The sequence below is a fragment of the Gottschalkia purinilytica genome (assembly GCF_001190785.1).
Classification (GTDB): Bacteria; Bacillota; Clostridia; order Tissierellales; family Gottschalkiaceae; genus Gottschalkia_A; species Gottschalkia_A purinilytica.
Genome location: NZ_LGSS01000052.1, coordinates 1 through 1400, shown reverse-complemented (window position 1 = coordinate 1400; position 1400 = coordinate 1). Strand labels below are relative to the sequence as shown.

Genomic DNA, 1400 nt, shown 5'->3' with positions numbered 1-1400 from the left:
CTGTTAATGCCGCTTCTTCTATCATTAAACTTGCACTTTCTATTATTACTCCGTCTGCTGAAATCAAATCCCCAGCTTCTAATAATATTATATCTCCTGGAACTATATCTTGAGACTTAATTTCTATTCTTCTTCCTTCTCTTATTACTTTTGCTATAGGACTAGAAAGATTCTTTAGTGCTTCTAATGATTTTTCTGCCTTATTTTCTTGTATTACTCCTAGTAGTGCATTTAATAGGACTACTATCATTATTATTACTGTATCACCTATTTCTCCTAAGATTCCTGAAATTACTGATGCTATCATCAGTATAATTACCATTGAGTCTTTGAATTGATTTAAGAACATCATTAATATTGATGTTCTTTTTTCTGTATTTAAAATATTGCTGCCATAACTATATTGCCGTTTTTCTGCTTCTTCATTACTCAAACCTACACTAGGGTTAACTTTCAGCTTGTCCTGTAATTCATTAACTTTCATTTGATACCACTGTTTTTTCTTCATTTAATCCCCCCGCTTTTTTATAATTATAACTTGTCTAATGTTTTAAAACTTATTACATAATATGTTACACATAATTAATTTATGAAAGTAATTATTAAAATAAATAAGAAAATTTTAATTCAATTATCTATTTGATCATCGAAAGTTCTACACCAATTAATATAAGATACTGCTTTTTAAGATAAAGTTCTCATTTAAAATACTATTCATATACCTTATGTTTATTATTAAGCTAATATAGAATAAAATTTATTTTACCTGTAATTTTTATACCGATTATCAGTTATCAAATAAAAAGAAGTATGTAATTTATTCTTACATACTTCTTTTTACTTACTTAGATTTTTTATTTTTTCATATATAATATACTATTATTTAGTTAGATAATATATTATATATATTTTAAAATTTTAATTATTTGTTGATATTCTTTTTATTAATTTGACTATTTCGACTATAACTAAAGGAAGAATAGAAAGTCCAATGGTAGTCATTACTTGCTGTCCGTTTAAAAAAGTAAGCTTAAATATATTTCTAAGTACTGGTATCAATATTACTATTACCATTGAAAATATAGATACAACATTAGCAATTATCAAATATTTATTTGAAAATAATCCTAACTTAAATATGGATTTATCTAGAGATCTTACATTAAATGTATGTATTATCTGTGACAAACTAAGCGTAATAAATGCCATTGTTCTACCAGTAATTTCATTTATTTGATTTCCCATATTGAATGCTATTAACGTCAATCCTCCTATTATTATCCCTTGTAATATAATCATATGCCAAAGTCCACCTGCAAATATATTCTTTTTAGGATCCCTAGGCTTTCTCTTCATAATATCTGGATCAGCTGGATCAACTCCAAGTGCCAATGCTGGTA

Annotated in this window: 2 protein-coding genes; both read right to left on the bottom strand. The window is 25.9% G+C overall.

The window, feature by feature from the left end; genetic code table 11:
• Nucleotides 1-508: cation-transporting P-type ATPase (locus CLPU_RS16265; protein WP_268760492.1), on the bottom strand; the 508-nt coding region annotated here is incomplete at its 3' end.
• A 410-nt stretch (nt 509-918) separates the two neighbouring features.
• The coding region (locus tag CLPU_RS16260; RefSeq protein WP_200898659.1) for a cation transporting ATPase C-terminal domain-containing protein at nt 919-1400 on the bottom strand (482 nt) is incomplete at its 5' end.